This window comes from Pseudomonas sp. P2S-1, from assembly GCF_057197725.1.
The window spans coordinates 503655-519901 of sequence record NZ_CM170068.1 but is presented as its reverse complement, the minus strand read 5'-3'; the positions used below and the strand labels follow the sequence as shown (position 1 = coordinate 519901).

Annotated in this window: 12 protein-coding genes; 10 read left to right on the top strand and 2 right to left on the bottom strand. The window is 65.3% G+C overall.

Annotated features, from left to right (window positions below):
• Positions 1–160 precede the first annotated feature (160 nt).
• The 5 genes from glcD (at position 161) to AC2CQI_RS02465 (ending at position 6675) form a co-directional block, all read left to right on the top strand.
• Positions 161–1660 carry a glycolate oxidase subunit GlcD gene (gene glcD / locus AC2CQI_RS02485; RefSeq protein WP_484579043.1) on the top strand — a complete coding sequence of 500 codons (1500 nt, stop codon included), beginning with the start codon at positions 161–163 and terminating at the stop codon, positions 1658–1660.
• Positions 1660–2712 carry a glycolate oxidase subunit GlcE gene (glcE, locus tag AC2CQI_RS02480; protein ID WP_484579042.1) on the top strand — a complete coding sequence of 351 codons (1053 nt, stop codon included), beginning with the start codon at positions 1660–1662 and terminating at the stop codon, positions 2710–2712. The genes glcD and glcE overlap by 1 nt, the downstream gene beginning before the upstream one ends.
• Before the next feature lie 6 nt (positions 2713–2718).
• Entirely contained in the window at positions 2719–3936 is a 1218-nt protein-coding gene (glcF, locus tag AC2CQI_RS02475) for a glycolate oxidase subunit GlcF (RefSeq protein WP_484579041.1), read from the top strand.
• Positions 3937–4064: 128 nt separating this feature from the next.
• The gene (locus tag AC2CQI_RS02470) at positions 4065–4463 is read left to right on the top strand and encodes a heme-binding protein (protein WP_484579040.1); all 399 of its coding nucleotides are present in this window, start codon (positions 4065–4067) and stop codon (positions 4461–4463) included.
• A 28-nt stretch (positions 4464–4491) separates the two neighbouring features.
• Positions 4492–6675 (top strand): malate synthase G, encoded by a 2184-nt coding sequence (locus AC2CQI_RS02465; RefSeq protein ID WP_484579039.1) that lies wholly within the window; start codon positions 4492–4494, stop codon positions 6673–6675.
• A 101-nt stretch (positions 6676–6776) separates the two neighbouring features.
• Here AC2CQI_RS02465 and treS read toward each other — a convergent pair whose 3' ends face one another.
• The gene (gene treS / locus AC2CQI_RS02460) at positions 6777–8843 is read right to left on the bottom strand and encodes a maltose alpha-D-glucosyltransferase (RefSeq protein ID WP_484579038.1); all 2067 of its coding nucleotides are present in this window, start codon (positions 8841–8843) and stop codon (positions 6777–6779) included.
• A gap of 122 nt (positions 8844–8965) precedes the next feature.
• On the opposite strand from treS, the gene acuI reads away from it, so the two are divergent.
• Positions 8966–9946 (top strand): acrylyl-CoA reductase (NADPH), encoded by a 981-nt coding sequence (gene acuI / locus AC2CQI_RS02455; protein ID WP_484579037.1) that lies wholly within the window; start codon positions 8966–8968, stop codon positions 9944–9946.
• Positions 9947–9993: 47 nt separating this feature from the next.
• Here the strand turns inward: acuI and AC2CQI_RS02450 are convergent, their stop codons facing one another.
• Positions 9994–10899 (bottom strand): LysR substrate-binding domain-containing protein, encoded by a 906-nt coding sequence (locus AC2CQI_RS02450; protein ID WP_484579036.1) that lies wholly within the window; start codon positions 10897–10899, stop codon positions 9994–9996.
• A 95-nt stretch (positions 10900–10994) separates the two neighbouring features.
• Here AC2CQI_RS02450 and AC2CQI_RS02445 point away from each other — a divergent pair, with 95 nt between their 5' ends.
• The 4 genes from AC2CQI_RS02445 to AC2CQI_RS02430 all read left to right on the top strand — a co-directional run bounded on the left by AC2CQI_RS02445 (position 10995) and on the right by AC2CQI_RS02430 (position 16193).
• Entirely contained in the window at positions 10995–12089 is a 1095-nt protein-coding gene (locus AC2CQI_RS02445; RefSeq protein ID WP_484579035.1) for a tartrate dehydrogenase, read from the top strand.
• A 173-nt stretch (positions 12090–12262) separates the two neighbouring features.
• Positions 12263–13882, top strand: coding sequence for a BCCT family transporter (locus tag AC2CQI_RS02440; protein ID WP_484579034.1), 1620 nt, complete (start codon positions 12263–12265; stop codon positions 13880–13882).
• 131 nt (positions 13883–14013) lie between these two features.
• Positions 14014–15132 (top strand): aromatic ring-hydroxylating oxygenase subunit alpha, encoded by a 1119-nt coding sequence (locus tag AC2CQI_RS02435; protein WP_484579033.1) that lies wholly within the window; start codon positions 14014–14016, stop codon positions 15130–15132.
• Between the two features lie 101 nt (positions 15133–15233).
• Entirely contained in the window at positions 15234–16193 is a 960-nt protein-coding gene (locus AC2CQI_RS02430) for a PDR/VanB family oxidoreductase (protein WP_484579032.1), read from the top strand.
• The last annotated feature ends 54 nt before the right edge of the window (positions 16194–16247 follow it).

Below are 16247 nucleotides of genomic sequence, written 5' to 3'. Positions count from 1 at the left end.
TGCCCGGAGTTTAGGGGCAGAATCCTTGAGATAGCCACCTGTTACTGCGGATCCGCGCAAAAACTGGTAGGACCAGTTCGCTCCCCGGTCGACGGACAAGCGCACGGACGAGCAGTCTGCAAGGCGTTCACCCCATAACAAGAATGGATGCCCCAGCCCGATGAACATCCTCTACGACGAACGCGTGGACGGCGCCCTCCCCGCCGTCGACAAGCCGCGCCTGCTGGCGCAATTGCGCCAGGCCCTGCCCGATCTGGAAATACTCCACAGCACCGAAGACCTGCGGCCCTACGAGTGCGATGGCCTGTCCGCCTACCGCGTGGTGCCGCTGCTGGTGGTCCTGCCGGAGCGCATCGAGCAGGTACAGACCCTGCTGCGCCTGTGCCACGCCAACCAGGTGCCGGTGGTGGCCCGTGGCGCCGGGACCGGCCTGTCCGGCGGCGCCCTGCCCCTGGAAAAGGGCATCCTCCTGGTGATGGCGCGCTTCAACCGGATCATCGAGGTCAACCCGCAGGGCCGCTTCGCCCGGGTCCAGCCCGGGGTGCGCAACCTGGCAATTTCCCAGGCCGCCGCGCCCCACGGCCTGTACTACGCCCCCGATCCGTCTTCGCAGATCGCCTGCTCCATCGGCGGCAATGTCGCCGAGAACGCCGGCGGCGTGCATTGCCTGAAATACGGGCTGACCGTGCACAACCTGCTGCGGGTCGACATCCTCACCGTCGAGGGCGAGCCCCTGACCCTGGGCAGCGACGCCCTGGACTCGCCGGGCTTCGACCTGCTGGCGCTGTTCACCGGCTCCGAAGGCATGCTCGGCATCGTCACCGAGGTCACCGTCAAGCTGCTGCCCAAACCGCAGGTGGCGCGGGTGCTGCTGGCCAGCTTCGATTCGGTGGAACTGGCCGGGCGGGCGGTGGCCGATATCATCGCCGCCGGCATCATCCCCGGTGGCCTGGAAATGATGGACAACCTGTCGATCCGCGCCGCCGAGGACTTTATCCACGCCGGCTACCCGGTGGACGCCGCGGCCATGCTCCTGTGCGAGCTGGACGGGGTCGAGGCGGATGTCCACGAGGACTGCGCCCGGGTCGATGCCGTGCTGCGCCAGGCCGGCGCCACCGATGTGCGCCTGGCCCGGGACGAAGCCGAGCGCGTGCGCTTCTGGGCCGGACGCAAGAACGCCTTCCCCGCCGTAGGGCGCATCTCTCCGGACTACTACTGCATGGACGGCACCATTCCGCGCCGCGAACTGCCGGCGGTGCTGCGCGGAATCGAGGAACTGTCGCGGGAGTTCGACCTGCGGGTGGCCAATGTCTTCCATGCCGGCGACGGCAATATGCACCCGCTGATCCTCTTCGACGCCAACCAGCCCGGCGAGCTGGAGCGGGCCGAAGCCCTGGGCGCGAAGATCCTCGAACTGTGCGTGGCGGTGGGCGGCAGCATCACCGGCGAGCACGGCGTTGGCCGGGAAAAGATCAACGCCATGTGCGCCCAGTTCAGCAGCGAGGAAATCACCCTGTTCCACGCGGTCAAGCACGCCTTCGATCCCAAGGGCCTGCTCAACCCCGGCAAGAACATCCCCACCCTGCACCGCTGCGCCGAGTTCGGCTCGATGCATATCCACCAGGGCAAGCTGCCCTTCCCGGAACTGGAGCGTTTCTGATGAGCCTCGATCACGATGACAGCACGGCGCTGCTGGAACAGGTCAACCAGGCGCTGAACGCCGGCAATGCCTTGCGTATCCAGGGCGGCAATACCAAGGCCCTGCTGGGGCGCCACACCAGCGGCGAGGTGCTGGACACCCGCAGCCATCGCGGCATCGTCAGCTATGACCCAACCGAACTGGTGCTGAGCGCCCGGGCCGGCACGCCGCTGGCGGAGATCGAAGCGGCGCTGGAGGCCGAGGGGCAGATGCTGCCGTTCGAACCACCGCATTTCGGCGCCGGGGCGACCATTGGCGGTGCCATCGCCAGCGGCCTGTCGGGGCCGCGTCGGCCCTGGTCCGGTTCGGCGCGGGACTATGTGCTCGGCACCCGCGTCATCACCGGCCACGGCAAGCTCCTGCGCTTTGGCGGCGAGGTGATGAAGAACGTCGCCGGCTACGACCTGTCGCGCCTGCTGGCGGGCAGCTTCGGTTGCCTGGGCGTACTCGCCGAAGTCTCGCTCAAGGTGCTGCCGAAACCACGCACCTGCGTCAGCCTCAAGCTGGAAATGGGCGCCGCCGAGGCCCTGTGCGAACTGGCCGAGTGGGGCCAGCAACCGATCCCGATCAGCGCCGCCTGCCACGACGGCGAACACCTGCACCTGCGCCTGGAAGGCGGCGAAGGCTCGGTGAAATCCGCCTGCCAGCGCCTCGGCGGCGAGCACATCGACAGCGGCTACTGGACGCAACTGCGCGAGCAGCAATTGCCGTTCTTCGCCAGCACCCGGCCACTGTGGCGACTGTCCGTGCCCAACAACACCGGGTTACTGGATCTGCCAGGCCAGCAGTTGCTGGACTGGGCCGGGGCGCAGCGCTGGTTGCTATCGGAGGCGCCTGCGGAAGATATCCGCCGCGTGGTGAGTGCGGCGGGCGGTCACGCGACCCGTTACGGGCCTCACGACTCACCGTTCCAGCCCTTGCCGGCGCTGCTGTTGCGCTATCACCAGAACCTGAAAAAGCAGCTCGATCCCCAGGGCATCTTCAACCCTGGCCGACTGTACGCGGAGGTCTGAGACGCCATGCAAACCCATCTGAGCGAACAGGCCAAGCGCCTGCCCCGCGCCGCCGAAGCCGAACGTATCCTGCGCTCCTGCGTGCACTGCGGATTCTGCACCGCCACCTGCCCGACCTACCAATTGATGGGCGACGAGCTGGATGGCCCGCGCGGGCGCATCTACCTGATCAAGCAGGTGCTGGAAGGCCAGGACGTGACTGCCAGCACCCGGGAACACCTGGATCGCTGCCTGTCCTGCCGCAACTGCGAAACCACCTGCCCGTCCGGGGTGGAGTACCACAACTTGCTGGATATCGGCCGGGCGGTGGTCGAAGAGCAGGTGCCACGCGGTCTTGGCGAGCGCCTGTTGCGCCAGGGGCTGAGAGCGCTGGTGCCGAACCCCGTGGTGTTCAAGGCGCTGGCCCGCACCGGGCAGGTGTTCCGCCCGTTGCTGCCGGAAAGCCTGAAAGCCAAGCTGCCCCGCCATCCGGTTGCGGCCAAGGCGCGTCCGCTGAGCCAGCATCCACGCAAGGTGCTGATGCTGGAAGGTTGCGTGCAGCCGTCGCTGTCGCCCAATACCAATGCGGCGGCGGCGCGGGTGCTGGATCGGCTGGGCATCTCCGTCGTCGCGGCGAAGGAAGCTGGCTGCTGTGGCGCCATCGACTATCACCTGAATGCCCAGGAACAAGGGCTGCAGCGGGCACGGCGGAATATCGATGCCTGGTGGCCGGCGATCGAGGCCGGCGCGGAGGCGATCGTGCAGACCGCCAGTGGTTGCGGTGCCTTCGTGCGGGATTACGGGCACCTGCTGGAAAACGATCCGGCCTATGCGGCCAAGGCGGCGCGGGTCAGCGAACTGAGCCGGGACCTGGCCCAGGTGCTGGGTGCCGAGCCGGTGGAGCGCCTGGGAATTCACGCCGAACGGCGCCTGGCGTTCCACTGCCCTTGCACCTTGCAGCATGCGTTGAAGCTGGGCGGTGCGGTGGAAAGCATTCTCCAGCGCCTGGGCTTCAGCCTGACCGCCGTGAGTGACGGGCACCTGTGCTGCGGCTCGGCGGGAACCTACTCGCTGACCCAGCCGGAGCTGTCACGGCGCTTGCGGGATAACCGCCTGAATGCCCTGGAGGCCGGCAATCCGGAGGTGATCGTCACCGCCAATATCGGCTGCCAGACCCACCTCGACGGGGCCGGGCGAACGCCGGTGCGGCACTGGATCGAGCTAGTAGAAGAAGCACTGTCATAAGCGCCGCGGACCCTGTGGGAGCTGGCTTGCCAGCGATAGCGGCGGTGAATTCGCCGACGTAATCGCTGGCAAGCCAGCTCCCACAGGGGTCCGCGTATCGCTCTCGAACGTCGTAAAAGGAGAACCCCATGCACCAAAAAGCAGTCCTTGAACACACCGACGCCACCCGCCTCCTCGCCGCTGCCCGCGACGAGGCCCGGCGCAACGGCTGGAACGTGAGCATCGCCATCGTCGACGACGGCGGCCATCTCCTGGCCCTGGAACGCCTCGACGGCAGCGCACCGATCAGCGCCTACATCGCCACCGAAAAGGCCCGCTCGGCCGCCCTGGGCCGACGCGAAACCAAAGGCTACGAGGAGATGGTCAACAACGGCCGCACGGCCTTCGTCAGCGCCCCGCTGCTGACCTCGCTGGAAGGCGGCGTTCCGGTCCGCTTCGAGGGCCAGGTGATCGGCGCCGTCGGCGTGTCCGGCGTGAAGTCGGAACAGGATGCACAGGTCGCAGCGGCAGGTGTCGCCGCGCTTTGAACCCAACATGTCCCAAGGAGTACTGGCCGTGACCCAGCGTATTGCCAGCCACCGGTTGCAGGTGGCGGAAAACCTCAAGCGATTCATCGATGACGAAGCCCTGCCGGGTACCGGGGTCGATGCCACAGCGTTCTGGAGCGGCTTCGACCGGCTGGTCCACGATCTCGTCCCGAAGAACCGCGCCCTGCTGGCCGAGCGGGATCGCCTGCAAACCCTGCTGGACACCTGGCACACCGAGCACCCGGGGCCGGTCACGGACCTGCCGGGCTACCAGGCGTTTCTCGAAGAGATCGGCTACCTGGTGCCGCAACCGGCGAACGTGAAAGTCGCCACCGCCAAGGTCGACCACGAAATCACCACCCAGGCCGGCCCGCAGTTGGTCGTTCCGGTGATGAATGCCCGCTATGCCCTGAACGCAGCCAACGCCCGCTGGGGCTCGCTGTACGACGCGCTGTATGGCACCGATATGCTCAGCGAAGCGGATGGCGCACAGAAAAGCGGCGGCTATAACCCGCAGCGCGGCGCGAAGGTGGTGGCCTGGGCCAAGGCGTTCCTCGACCAGGTGTTTGCCCTCGAAGGTGCGTCGCACACGGAGGCCGTGGCCTATCGCGTGGCTGCCGGGGAACTGAAGGTCGCGCTTGCCGATGGCCGTGACACGGGGCTGAGCAAACCCGGGCAGTTCGCCGGTTATCAGGGCAGCGCCGAAGCCCCAGGCGCGGTGCTGCTGCAAAACCACGCCCTGCATATCGAAGTGCAGATCGACCACGACAGCCCCATCGGCGCCACCGACCCCGCCGGGGTCAAGGACCTGCTGGTGGAGTCGGCCATCAGCACGATCATGGACTGCGAGGACTCGGTGGCGGCCGTGGATGCCGACGACAAGGTGCTGGTCTACCGCAACTGGCTGGGCCTGATGAAAGGCGAGCTGAGCGAATCGGTGAGCAAGGGCGGCAAGACCTTCTCCCGCACCCTCAACCCCGATCGCCGCTACCACGGGCGTGACGGCGCGGAACTGACCCTGCCTGGTCGCTCGCTGCTGTTCGTGCGCAATGTCGGCCACCTGATGAGCAACCCGGCGATTCTCGACGAGGCCGGCCGGGAGATCCCCGAAGGCATTCTCGACGCGGTGGTCACCAGCCTCGCCGCCGTGCACGACCTGCAGCGCAAGGGCAACTCGCGGACCGGCAGCGTCTATATCGTCAAGCCGAAGATGCACGGCCCGCAGGAAGTCGCCTTCGCCAACGAACTCTTCGGCCGCGTCGAGGACCTCCTCGGCCTGCCCCGCCACACCCTGAAAATGGGCATCATGGACGAGGAGCGGCGCACCAGCGTCAACCTCAAGGCCTGTATCGCCGAGGCGGCGCAGCGGGTGGTGTTCATCAACACCGGCTTCCTCGACCGCACCGGCGACGAGATGCACAGCGCCATGCAGGCCGGGGCCATGCTGCGCAAGGGCGACATGAAGGGCAGCGCCTGGATCCAGGCCTATGAGCGCAGCAACGTGCTGGTCGGTCTGGCTTGCGGGCTGCGTGGGCGGGCGCAGATCGGCAAGGGCATGTGGGCCATGCCGGACTTGATGGCGGCCATGTACGAACAGAAGATCGCCCACCCGCAGGCCGGCGCCAACACCGCCTGGGTGCCCTCGCCCACCGCCGCGACCCTGCATGCCCTGCACTACCACCAGGTGGATGTGCAGCAGGTTCAGGCCGGGCTCGAAGCCATCGATGCGGACGCCGAGCGCGGGGCGTTGCTGCACGGGTTGCTCAGTGTTCCGGTCAGTGCCGGGCGCGATTGGAGTGCGGCGGATATCCAGGCGGAGCTGGACAACAACTGCCAGGGCATCCTCGGTTATGTGGTGCGCTGGGTGGAACAGGGCGTGGGGTGCTCCAAGGTGCCGGATATCCATGATGTCGGGCTGATGGAAGACCGTGCGACCTTGCGCATCTCGGCGCAGCATATTGCCAACTGGCTGCACCATGGGGTGGTGGGTGCCGGGCAGGTGCGCGAGACGCTGGAGCGCATGGCGGCGGTGGTGGACGGGCAGAATGCCGGGGATCCGGCGTACCGGCCGATGGCGCCGGGGTTCGAGGCGTCCCATGCATTCCGCGCGGCCTGTGACCTGGTGTTCAAGGGGGTGGAGCAGCCGAGCGGGTATACCGAGCCGTTGTTGCATGAATGGCGGCGCAGGTTCAAGGAGGAAGTCAGTCAGTAATCATGGGGTGTTGCTGATGGCCCTATCGCTGGCAAGCCAGCTCCCACAGGGTACGCGTACCTGTGGGAGCTGGCTTGCCAGCGATAGGGCCAGTACTGTCATCACAAATGCCCGCTACTGCTGACAATCCGCAACGACAACGCTTCATACGGATCCAGGTTGATCAGCAACCGTCCATCCTCCCGCAAATCCCCCTCCAGCGTCTCACCCAGCATGTCCACCACAGGCCCCGGAGTGAAGCCCTCCAGCACGATCTCCTCGGCGATTACCTCGTTGCCGAAGTTCAGCGCCGTCAGTTGCGTGCCCTTCCCCGCCGGCAACTCATGCACCATCACCAGCAACCCCGGATGCTGCACCTCCGGCACCAGCACCTGGCGACTGGCGGCGATGCCATAGGCCTGACGTACCGCGAGCACCTTCTTCACCCGGCTGGCAAAGGAGTCCGCCTGCTGCAACTGGCTGGCCAGGCTGCCGTACAACGAGCGCGCTCGCGGCATGCCGCGCAACGATTCCCCGGCCTCCGGCGCCAGATCCACCAGGTCGTAGCCGCCGCGATGAATCCAGCGGGTATCGCCATCGCCCATGCGCTCGGCCACCTCTTCGGCGGCCAGCGGCAAGGCCCCGACCAGGTCCCAGCCGGACAGCGCCACCACCCCCGGCTGCATGGCGTTGTAGATCACCAGCAGCAGGTGAATCTTCTGGATCAGCGCCAGCTCTTCACTGCCGATCTGCGCCAGGTCACGAATCCCCAGCGCCGCCGTAATGATGCTGACAGTGGTGCAGGACACGCCATTGGTGACGAAACGCAAATTGTACGGCGCATGCTCGCCGGACAGGCGCTCGTACATTTCCTCGCGGATATGCTCGCGCAGGATGCTGCCGGGGAAGGTCTGGCCCTTGTAGAGGAACATGTCGTTGGCGTGCAGGGTCCAGAAATGCACCAGTTCGATGGTCAGTTCGTCATGATTCTGCAGGGCATGGATCAGCGAGGCCGGGTCGATGCCGAAACGCTGCATCTCGCCGAGCATCAGGCGCAGGAAGCTGGTGTCACCGGTCAGCAGCGCATGCTGGTAGGCCGGGCGGGTGACGAAGTCATAGGACAGGTCGGCGCCGCCCTTGGACATCTGGGCGATATCGTCGAGGGTCAGGTTGAGCTCCTGGAAGCTGAAGGCGCCGGCCTTGCGGATCATGCCGCCGAGGATCTGGTTGCCGGTCAGGGACAGCGGGTGGCTTTCCGACCAGGCGGTGTCGTCGGGGCGCATCTCCACGCCAAGGAAACCGTTGGCATCCAGGCGCAACCCACGGGCGCCCAGGCAGTCGATGGCATGCAGGGCATCGCCGATGATCAGTTGCTGGGCGGCGAAGGTCGGGTCGAGCCAGTTGAGGGACGGCTGGCCTTCCTTGAAGTAGTGCAGGTACACCCAGCGCCGGGTCTTGCCATCGCTGCCCACCACCGGCGGCGTCGCGCTCCAGTCGGTTTCCTTGACCCCGGGCTCGAAGAAGATCACCCGCTGCAGCTGGCCGACGATGTACTGGCGCTGCTTGAGTTCGTCGCACTGCGCCGGGCTGAGGTTGACCGCGTCGCGGCCCTCGGGCACCTCAGGCAGCAGGCCCCAGTCTTCCTCGCGGATCTCGACCATATGGTAGATGCCGGGGTATTCCCCGTGGCCCATCTCCGCCAGGCGGAAGTCCGCGCCCTTGCCGGTGTGGGAGGGAATCAGGTCGTCGATGGTCACCGCATTGTGCGCCGCCGCCATGCGGCTCAGGTGCACCAGTTGCTCCTCGCTGCCGTAGAGCGGATCGATATCGAAGCTGATGCGGTCGAAATTGCCATCGACGCTGGGGGTGAATTCACGGCCGCTGATACCGCCCGAGCGCTTGATCGGGCCGGTGTGGATGCCCTGCACGCCGAGTTCGGACAGGGCCTTCCACAGGCTGTCGGCGCCGAGGGCGTCGAGCACGCTGGCATCCTCGGGGCCGATGATGGAATCGGGGTAGACCGTCAGCCACACCGAGGCGATCTCGATGGCCCGCCGCGGCCGCGCCTCGGCATAGGGGTTCATCCACAAGCGGGACTGGCCGGCATAGCTCCGCGCCCGCTCCCGGGCCGCCTTGAGCATGGATTGCGCCTCCAGCCATTCCACGTAGTCGCCTTTTGCGGCCGTCATCACTACCTCCTTAGCAGCAGGGTCATTGCTAACTCTGACGGCGTGGAGGCGGAAACGTTCTGGTTGACAACGATGATGGCCTGGGACCATTAAGGACCCTTTGCCAAAACAGGAAGTCCACCATGTTCAACGCACTGTTGGTCGAAAAAGAACCCGCCTACGCCACCCGCCTGGCGCAACTGGACGATGAGCGCCTGCCCGAGGGCGATGTCACCGTTCGCGTGGCCTACAGCACCCTGAACTTCAAGGATGCCCTGGCGATTACCGGGCAGAGCCCGGTGGTCCGGCAGTTTCCACTGGTGCCGGGGATCGACCTGGCGGGGACCGTGGAACAGAGTTCGCATCCGCGCTACAAGGCCGGCGACCGGGTGTTGCTCAATGGTTGGGGCGTCGGTGAGAACCATTGGGGTGGGCTGGCGCAAAAGGCCCGGTTGAATGGCGACTGGTTGATCCCCCATCCCGAAGCCTTCAGCGAGCGTCAGAGCATGGCCATCGGCACCGCCGGCTACACCGCCATGCTCTGCCTGATGGCGCTGGAGCGGCATGGCCTGAATCCCAATGACGGCCCGGTGCTGGTGACCGGTGCCAGTGGCGGCGTTGGCAGCTTTGCGATCAGCCTGCTGGCGGGGCGCGGGTATTCGGTGATCGCGGCCACGGGCAAGGCCAATGAGGCGGACTACCTGAAGCGCCTGGGTGCCGGCAGCTTGATCGACCGTGCCGAGCTGTCCGAACCGGGCCGGCCATTGGCCAAGGAGCGCTGGGCGGCGGCCATCGACTCGGTGGGCAGCCATACCCTGGCCAACGTCTGCGCCGCGACCCGGGCCGAAGGTGCAGTGGCCGCCTGCGGGCTGGCCCAGGGGATGGACCTGCCGGCCACAGTGGCGCCGTTTATCCTGCGTGGGGTGAGCCTGCTCGGGGTGAACAGCGTGACCCAGCCCTATGCGCGGCGGGTCGAGGCCTGGGAGCGGTTGGGGAGCAGTGTCAGTGCCGAGCAGCTGGAGCTGATTACCGAGGAGATCGGGTTGGGGGATGCCATCGAAGCGGCGGCGCGGTTGTTGCGGGGTGAGGTTCGTGGGCGGATCGTGGTGGATGTGAATCGCTGACAGTCCCACGGAACCTGGTTGTTTTTGAGGGCAAAGCCGCATCCGGATCAATCACCTGCCCGCCCCGCGAAGTAACCCTTCAAATGCTCCACCGCCACCCGCACTTTCGCCGAGCCCAGCAACGGTGAAGCATGCACCGCCCAGATATCCGCATCCTGGCGATACTCCGGCAACACCCGGACCAGCCGCCCGCTGGCCAGGTCATCACCCACGTCCCAGATCGAACGCAAGAGGATCCCGCGCCCGTCCATACACCACTGGCGCACGATATCGCCCTGGTTGGCCGACAACCCGCCACCGACCTTGACGCTCTGCACCCCCTTCGGCCCGTCCAGGCTCCACACGCCGAAGGGGTGGTCGCGCTCCTTGATCACCAGGCAGTCATGCTGGGCCAGCTCCGCGAGACTGGCTGGCATGCCGCGCCGGGCAATGTAGGCAGGGCTGGCACACAACACCCGGTGATTCTTCGCCAGCAGCTTGGCGATCACGTTCGGCGCGATCTCGTTGCCGACCCGCACATCCAGGTCCACGCCCTCCTCCACCAGGTCCACCAGGCGGTCATGGATATCCAGGCGGATATCCAGCTTCGGATAGAGCAGGTTCAACTCCGCCAGCGCTGGCGCCACCCTGCGCCGTCCCAGTCCCGGGCTGCTGACCACCCGCAATAACCCCTTGGGTTCGGCATGCAGGGCCTCGATCTCATCGTCCAGGGCACTGACCTGGTACAGCAGCTGCTGGGCCCAGCGCGTCACCCGCTCGCCTTCATCGGTCAGGGCCACACTGCGGGTGGTGCGGTGCAGCAGGCGCAGGTTGAGGTCCTGCTCGAGCATCTTCACTCGCTTGCTGACAAAGGCTGCGGACATTCCCAGCTCTTCGGCCGCCGCCGAAAAACTCAGGCGCCGGGCCACCAGGAGGAAGACTTCAAGGTCCTGCAGATCGGGATATTTATTCACGGTTCGTAGTTAAAGTTTCAATAGTTGGCCGGATTATCTTCGAAGCAATGACGCCTAGCATAGCCCTCCTCACTTACCCCACAGAGGAACGAACCATGGCGTCCACACCCTTCCGCATTGCCGCAATCCCCGGTGACGGCATCGGCCTCGAAGTGCTGCCCGAAGGCCTCCGGGTGGTCGAGGCCGCTGCGGCCAGGCACGGCCTGGACCTGCAATTCGATACCTTCGAATGGGCCAGCTGCGATTACTACCTGCAACACGGCAGCATGATGCCGGCCGACTGGTTCGAGCAGCTCAAGGGCTACGATGCCATCTACTTCGGCGCCGTCGGCTGGCCGGACAAGGTGCCGGACCATATCTCCCTGTGGGGCTCGCTGCTGAAATTCCGTCGCGAGTTCGACCAGTACGTGAACATCCGTCCCGTGCGCCTGTTCCCCGGCGTACCCTGCGCCCTGGCCAACCGCAAGGTCGGCGACATCGATTTCGTCGTGGTCCGCGAAAACACCGAGGGCGAGTACTCCTCGGTCGGCGGGATCCTGTTCGAGAACACCGAGAACGAGGTGGTGATCCAGGAATCCGTCTTCACCCGCCGCGGCACCGACCGCATCCTGCGCTACGCCTTCGAACTGGCGCAGACCCGCGAGCGCAAGCATGTCACCTCGGCCACCAAGTCCAACGGCATGGCGATCAGCATGCCCTGGTGGGACAAGCGCACCGAGGCCATTGCCAGCGAATACCCGGCAGTGAGCTGGGACAAGCAGCATATCGACATCCTCTGCGCGCGCTTCGTCCTGCAGCCCAATCGCTTCGACGTGGTGGTGGCCTCGAACCTGTTCGGCGACATCCTTTCCGACCTTGGCCCGGCCTGCGCCGGGACCATCGGCATCGCGCCGTCGGCCAACCTCAATCCGGAGCGCAATTTCCCCTCGCTGTTCGAACCTGTGCACGGCTCGGCGCCGGATATCTTCGGGCAGAACATCGCCAACCCGATCGCGATGATCTGGTCCGGGGCGATGATGCTGGAATTCCTTGGCAACGGTGACGCGCGTTTCCAGCGCGCCCATGACGAAATCCTCGTGGCCATCGAGCAGGTGATTGCCGCCGGCGACGTGACCCCGGACATGGGTGGCAAGCTGTCCACCCAACAGGTCGGCCAGGCTATCACCGCAACCCTGCAGCGCCTGTCCTGACCCAAAAGCCCTGTTTCATCGCCGCAGGGACCCTGTGGCGATGAAATGCCCTTGCGTTACGCGACGATTGATCGCAGACTGTTAACCAATGGATTCATGTTAATCAACAGTTAACAGAAGCCAGGCCTGCGTTGGATATGCCACAACAACAAAAAAATCCTGGGAGTCGCCTGATGTCCTCCACGAACAAAAAGGTCGATGTGTTTCTCATCACCATGAGCCTGATCGCGGTCCTGCTGACCGTGGTCGGCCTTGCCGCATTTCCTGAACAAGCCGGTGTCGCCGCCAACCAGCTGTTCGAGTGGTCCACCCGCTCCTTTGGCACCGCCGTGCAACTGATCATCTTCGCCAGCACCCTGGCGGTGCTGTACATCGCCTTCAGCAAATACGGCAACATCCGCCTGGGCAGTGGCAAGGCGGAATACTCCACCACCACCTGGGTGTTCATGTTCATCTGCGCCGGCATGGGGTCCTCGACCCTGTACTGGGGCGTGATGGAATGGGCCTACTACTACCAGACCCCGGGCCTGAACATCGCCGCGCAGTCCCGCGAGGCGCTGGAATACAGCGTCGGCTACTCGTTCTTCCACTGGGGCATCAGCGCCTGGTCGATCTACGCCCTGGCCTCGCTGGCCATGGCCTACCACTTCCACGTGCGCAAGAAGAGCGGCCTCAACCTCGCCTCCGTGGTCGAGGCAGTCACCGGCTTCAAGGCCACCGGGCCGGTCGGGCGCATCGTCGACCTGATCTTCCTGCTGACCATGATGGGCGCCCTCACCGTGTCCCTGGCGCTCACCGCCTCGACCCTGACCCGCGGCCTCTCGGGCCTGGCCGGAACGCCAGACACCTTCACCGTGCAGGTGCTGGTGATCGGGGTGATCGCTGTGCTGTTCTCCCTCAGTTCCTATATCGGCATCGACGGCGGCCTGCAGAAGCTGAGCAAGATCGTCTGCTACGGCGCCCTGGTATTCGCGGCGGTGATCCTGCTGGTCGGCCCGACCCAGTTCACCCTCAACAACACCGCCAACGGCATCGGCCTGATGATTCAGAACTACGTGCACATGAGCCTGTTCACCGACCCGGCGGGCGACGGCGCGTTCACCCGCAACTGGACGGTCTTCTACTGGCTGTGGTGGGTGTCCTATGCCCCGGGCGTGGCCATGTTCGTGACCCGAGTGTCCCGTGGCCGCCAGTTGAAGGAAGTGGTGCTCGCCCTGCTGCTGGGCGGTAGCGTCGGCTGCTGGTTCTTCTTCGGCGCGCTGGAAAGCTACAGCATGCACCAGTTCATCACGGGCGCCATCGACGTGCCGGCGATCCTCACGGCCCAGGGCGGTGAAAGCGCAGTGGAAGCGGTGTTGCTGAGCCTGCCGTGGGGCAAGCTGTTCCTCGCCGTGTACCTGTTCATCATGGCGGTGTTCTGCGCCTCGCACATGGACGCGGCAGCCTATGCCGTGGCGGCCACCAGCACCCGCAACCTCCAGGAAGGCCAGGACCCAAGCCCGACCCACCGCCTGTTCTGGTGCGTGACCCTGACCCTGGTACCGCTGGCAATGCTGTTCGCCAAGGCCTCGCTGTCGACCATGAAGACCGCCGTGGTCCTCACCGCAATCCCCTTTACCCTGATCCTGATGGTCAAGGTCTACGGCTTCTTCCGCTGGCTGGTGCAGGACTACGGCAACGTGCCGACCCACCGTATCGAAGAGGAAGCCGCCGCCATGGCCCTCGGCGAGCAGCCTCGTGCTGGACAGCCGCCGAGCCAGGCCGTCAGCGTCGAACCGGGTCTGGCCCGCTGATTTCCTCCCGCGCAGGCGTTGCACTGCCTCGGTTGATGCCTTCGCGGGATTTTTTTTGCCCAGACTGTTAACCAACAGATTCACGTTAACCATAGATTACAAATAGCGCACTGCGCAGCCTGGAGACACCCATGACCAAGTTCGAACGCCTGCCCGCAGACTTCTGCAGCAATCACGAAAATGCCTTTACCATCCCGGCGCGCTTCTACACCAGCCCCGAGGTGTTCGAGCACGAGAAGGAGCAGATCTTCGCGAAAAGCTGGATCTGCGTCGGCCACCGCAGCGAAGTGGCGCAGAACAACGACTACATCACCCGCGAGATCATCGGCGAAAGCATCATCGTGATCCGCGGCCGCGACAGCGTGCTGCGCGCCTTCTACAACGTCTGCCCGCACCGCGGCCACCAGTTGCTGGAAGGCAGCGGCAAGGCCAAGAACGTGATCGCCTGCCCGTACCACGCCTGGACCTTCAAGCTCGACGGTGACCTGACCCACGTGCGCAACTGCGACCAGGTGGAAGCCTTCGACAAGGGCGACTTCAGCCTGGTGCAACTGCGGGTCGAGGAATACGCCGGCTTTATCTTCATCAACATGGATATGGAGGCCGGCAGCGTCGAAGACCAGCTCCCGGGCCTGCAACAGCGCATGCGCGACGCCTGCGCGGTGATCGACGACCTGCAACTGGCGGCGCGTTTCGTCAGCCACACCCCGGCCAACTGGAAGTCCATCGTCGACAACTACCTCGAGTGCTACCACTGTGGCCCGGCCCACCCGAGCTTCGCCGACTCGGTGGATGTCGGCCAGTACGGCCACAGCCTGCACGGCAACTGGACCCTGCAATACGGCGTGGCGAAGTCCTCGGAGCAGTCGTTCAAGGTCGATGAATCGGTCAAGGATCCCTCCTTCGCCGGCTTCTGGGCCTGGCCGTGCACCATGTTCAACGTGCCGCCGGGCGCCAACTTCATGACCGTCATCTACGAGTTCCCGGTGGATGCGGAAACCACCCTGCAGCACTACGACATCTACTTCCTCGACAAGAACGTCACCGAGGAACAGCAGGTGCTGATCGACTGGTACCGCGAGGTGTTCCGCCCGGAAGACCTGCGCCTGGTAGAAAGCGTGCAGAAAGGATTGAAGTCCCGCGGCTATCGCGGCCAGGGGCGGATCATGGTGGACAAGGAACGTTCGGGGATCAGCGAGCACGGCATCGCCCACTTCCACAACCTGATCGCCGTGGCGCATCTGGACTGATCACACAATTGAATGAAGGACGCGGCCCCTGTGGGCCGTGTCGCCCCAGGCAATATCCCGGGAACAGCAGGCCGCTGTCACCGGTGCAGTCGAGGTGAATCATGGCCAATGCTTACCAGATGTTCAGTGTGCGGGTGGTCGCGGTCGAGCAAGCGACGCCGCAGATCAAGCGCTTTACCCTGGCCCGCGCCAACGGCGAGGCCCTGCCTGCCTTCAGCGGCGGCAGCCATGTGATCGTGAAAATGGCCGAAGGGCTGAGCAACGCCTATTCGCTGATGAGCGACCCGCGCGACCTGAGCCAGTACCAGATCGGCGTGCGCCTGGAGGAAGAATCCAAAGGCGGCTCGGCTTTCATGCATCAGCAGGTCGACGTGGGCAGCGAACTGACCATCTCCACCCCGAACAACCTGTTCGCCCTGGATCCGGGCGCTGGCCGCCATGTGCTGATCGCCGGAGGCATCGGCATCACCCCGTTCATGTCCCAGTTGCATGAACTGGAAAACAGCGCGACGCCCTACGAACTGCACTACGCCTTCCGCAGCCCGGAACAAGGTGCATTCCACGGCGAACTGGCCGATGGCCCCCATGGCGGCAACGTCAACCTGTACCCCGACAGCCTCGGCACGCGCCTGGACCTCGCCGGGCTATGCGCCAGCCTGGCTGCCGATGCCCACCTCTACGTCTGCGGGCCCAAGCCCCTGATCGACGCCGTGATCGCCGAGGCCAAAAACGCCGGTATCGCCAACAGTCGCGTGCACTACGAGCAGTTCGCCGCCGAGCCCGCCAGCGGCGGCGCCTTTACCCTGGTACTGGGGCGTTCCGGTCGCGAACTGCGGGTCGAGGAAGGCATGACCATCATCCAGGCCATCGAGAACGTGAAGGCCGCCCAGGTCGATTGCCTGTGCCGCGAAGGGGTCTGCGGGACCTGTGAAACCCGCATCCTCGAAGGCGAGGCCGAGCACTTCGACCAGTACCTGTCGGATGAGGAAAAAGCCGCCCAGCAGTCACTGATGATCTGCGTCTCCCGGGCCCGGGGTGAGCGGCTGGTGATCGACCTCTAGGGTCGTGCCCCTGTAATCCATGGGTTTACGGATGTGTATACTGCCGGTTTTGAC